We start from the raw sequence: 3,512 nt of genomic DNA on the forward strand, positions 1-3,512 counted from the left end.
CCCATGAAGTAAAAAATGTGGTGAAATTTTTTCATCGGGACTGCCTCCTGTCTCTCTTGTTAAAATACTTAATGAAGAGTTCTGAGTTCCAAGTGCTGAGTGGGCAAAAAACTTTGGGTAAAATCATCTTAGTAACAGGGCCAGCACGATCTGGTAAAAGTGAATGGGCAGAAACTTTAGCTATGCAGTCAGGAAAAGCAGTTGTTTATATAGCAACAGCCACCGATAACCCAGATGACCAAGAGTGGCACCAACGCATTTTAGAACACCAAGAACGTCGTCCCCAAGACTGGGTAACTCTATCTGTACCTATGGAACTGTCTGCTACCCTCGCTGATGCCAAACCCTATACTTGCCTCTTAGTTGATTCTTTAGGTACTTGGGTTGCCAATCTCCTAGAACAGGACGAATCTAGCTGGGAAAATACCCTTGCAGAGTTTTTAGAGACGGTGGAACTGGTTGCTGCTGATATGCTGTTTGTAGCAGAAGAAGTGGGTTGGGGTGTGATACCAGCTTATCCCCTTGGAAGGGCGTTCCGCGATCGCCTCGGTTCTTTAGTGCGACAGCTAGCAACACTTAGCGAAACTGTTTATTTAGTCACTGGCGGCCATGTTCTCAATCTCAGCATCCTTGGTTCGCCATTGCCAAATAGAGCTGATGCTGGAACATTCAGGAGTCAAGATTCTTAACTGTTGATTCAAATTAATCCAAAATCTAATATCTAAAATCTAGAATTGTAATATGGCAACCAAACAAGAAGTTAGAGCATACCTTGCCTACTGGTTTCAGTTGGGTAAGAAAGTGATTACGGGCAACGGTGAGGCAAGCTTTTTGCCCCAATCGGTGCTAGATGGCGATCGCTATAGTCAAGAATTTGAAGAATGCTGGCAAAAAATTATTTCACCGAAATCGGGTGATTGTTACCTTGAGGGTACACATGAAACTATTGCTGAATTGTTGACACCAGCATGGAATATGCTACCTTGCAGCCGATGCAGTATGCCAGTAGCCGCGCGAAACGTAGGGATGCCGGCGTTGTTATGTCCCTGTAATGATTTACCTAACTGGCCGAATACTGAATTGCCAGCACCGCGAGAGCCAATTAAAACTCAAGACCAACTCCAAATAATTCGCGATCGGCTTGTAAAGAATATTACATAAAAAAATATCCCACAGTTAACTGTCAGCAACTTCAAGCGGGATAATTTATTTCTTGGAGTTCCCTCAACAACTGTCGAAAAACCCATCTGTTCAATTTATTAAAAACGCAGGTCTAAAACTCTTCCCACCAGGATAGAGTTAAGACCTACGTATTTTTTAGTTGCAGTAGGTTCGTTGTGGCAGGGTAGAATCTAACACGAAGGGATTCTCATTACCTTGGGGTGTTTTAGCGATCGCATTACTGCGTGCTACCTCACCAGAATCAATTGGATCGTCTGCTTGCCACTCACACAGAGTATCCTTTTGTGCTTCAAAGAAGTTTGCATTTGCCAATTCTGGGTAGACTGTGCGGAAATAGAAAATTACCCTAGCAATATCTCCTTTCTTTGCCTCCCGTGGTTCAAAGAATCCCCGTCTAAATTCACTGTATTTGTCAATATCCTGCGGACTTGGTTGGAAACTTAGTTCATCATCATCGAGATACCAAGACGTAGTTTGATTATCAGGAATATCTCCAAATGGAAAGTTGGCGCGATCGCTGTTAATTTCTATCCGTGAAGCAAAGAGGTTATGCAAATCGCTTTTTGCTGGGCCTTCAGCTCCCATACTCTGCGGCCAGACGTGTTCAGCATTGATTCTGTGTCGTGCTGCTTCCTCTCTGGGTTTATCTGAATTTGGGGCGATCGGAACACTGTAACCAGCGTAGATGTCCGTTACTGTACCGCTTTGGTTATCTATTTTGGTGTAGAGCAAATCACGGGCACTACCATATCCGAGGCTAGCACGAGGGGAGTAAAGGCTGTCTAGTTTTTCCAGTAAATCGTCTCCTGTAACACCAGAAAGAATTGTGCCTAGTGTAACTGGTGGTTCAGGACTGCTAACTGGGACTGATGAAATGGGAGTAGTCTCACCAATCGCTGATAGAGTAAATCGAGCAATTACAGGGTCGTGATCGCTGACTACTCTAGAAATCCCTGCGTTAACGTGAACAGCATTGATCTCAGGATTTCCATTGTTAAACAAATTTGTGGTAATCAGGATTTGGTCAATTTGTTCCTTATTCCCTTGAAAGATATAAGAGAAGCGGTCATCTTGAGGAATTTTGTTGACCAAATTTTTCAGCTGATTTCCTTCAAGGGTTTTGATCGGCTGGGAGTCGGGAGTATCGTTTAGATCGCCAAGAACGACAATATTTGCATTTGGGTTAGTAGTTAAGCGATTTTCGACAAATTTGTTAACAATTGTTGCCTGCTGTATCCGTTTTGGGTTGGAAGCTGCTCCTCCACTTTTAGAAGCAAAGTGATTGTTTATCAGGGTGATCGGAATATCGTTGAAAGTAAATTCACCCACTAAGGGTTTGCGACTTTTTAAAAAAGCTGGATCGTCCGCAAAGCGTTCAAGCCTTTGTAGCTTAACTCGTTGAGGATTGAACAAAAAGCCTACCCGAATATTGCCACCTGGTTGGCCTCCATCAAGTCCGTTCTGAGGAGGAATTTCCCGATATTCATAGGCTGGGCCTCCTACAGATTGGATAGAACTGATTAGAGTGTCAGCAGTAAGAGTAGCATCAACTACAGAACTTAACTCGGCTCCATCATTGTCTTGTACTTCTTGCAAAGCAATAATGTCTGGTGCTTCAAGATTAGTAACAATCTGGTTTGCCAAAGCTGTAAACTTACCGTTTCTCACATCATCATCGACGTTTCTGGGCGACCTATCATCAACCTTAGAGATGTTTTCCTTTTTAGGATCAAGGTTTTCGACGTTAAAGGTGGTAATCGTTAATTGCGTAGGGCTTCCTACCAAAGGTGTAACTTGTACACCATGAGCGATTCCTGAAGGAAGCCAGAATAAAAGAAAAACAATAAAGCATAGTGCTTGCAAGACTTTTCGGAAAGAACTCATGAACATTCTCCTTAATTGTAAATAGAGACTAATTCAGTTGGAGCATTATCCCAAAGATATGAGAAACAAATAAATCTAGAGGATGTTTTCAAAGTTCCCTTATGGGTAGCAAAACATTCTAAATACCCCTAAATTATCGAGGAATTTAATTCCAGTTCCACTTTCAAAAGGGAGGATAGGCGGGATAAATAATTACCTAGAATTACAGCCAGCCATTTTTAACACAACCTCTGAATTTTTCTCAAGCCATTGGGCTAAGAAAAACAATCTATTTGTTTAACTCACAATTAAGTATTGAGTACCAGTTTAGTTTTAGATTATGAAGTGTACTGAGATTTGCAAAAAGATGCCATAGCAATAATACAGCAGTTATTTGATATCTATCAACTTGTTATTAAGTTACTTTCCGGTATTAGATTGCGACTGCTGTTAGCGCAGTATTAGCG

3 protein-coding genes are annotated in these 3,512 nt (G+C 41.9%); 2 read left to right on the forward strand and 1 reads right to left on the reverse strand.

From position 1 onward, the window contains the following. Nucleotides 1–113: 113 nt before the first annotated feature. Complete coding sequence (gene cobU / locus IQ229_RS18655) at nucleotides 114–689, forward strand: bifunctional adenosylcobinamide kinase/adenosylcobinamide-phosphate guanylyltransferase (protein ID WP_194046275.1); 576 nt, start codon at nucleotides 114–116, stop codon at nucleotides 687–689. A gap of 52 nt (nucleotides 690–741) precedes the next feature. Next, a complete protein-coding gene (locus tag IQ229_RS18660) occupies nucleotides 742–1,161 on the forward strand; it encodes a hypothetical protein (protein ID WP_194046264.1) in 420 nt (139 codons plus the stop codon). Nucleotides 1,162–1,317: 156 nt separating this feature from the next. Here IQ229_RS18660 and IQ229_RS18665 read toward each other — a convergent pair whose 3' ends face one another. Beyond that, on the reverse strand, nucleotides 1,318–3,066 hold the full coding sequence (locus IQ229_RS18665; protein WP_194046273.1) for an endonuclease: 1,749 nt from the start codon (nucleotides 3,064–3,066) through the stop codon (nucleotides 1,318–1,320). Between the last annotated feature and the right edge of the window lie 446 nt (nucleotides 3,067–3,512).

Origin of the sequence: Nostoc cf. edaphicum LEGE 07299 (assembly GCF_015207245.1) — a bacterium.
In the GTDB taxonomy this organism is placed as follows: domain Bacteria; phylum Cyanobacteriota; class Cyanobacteriia; order Cyanobacteriales; family Nostocaceae; genus Nostoc; species Nostoc edaphicum_B.

Bases quoted from the DNA above. Each gene is read 5' to 3' on its own strand.
- IQ229_RS18660 (WP_194046264.1), top strand. From the start codon at position 742: ATGGCAACCAAACAAGAAGTTAGAGCATACCTTGCCTACTGGTTTCAG.
- IQ229_RS18665 (WP_194046273.1), bottom strand. From the start codon at position 3,066: ATGAGTTCTTTCCGAAAAGTCTTGCAAGCACTATGCTTTATTGTTTTT.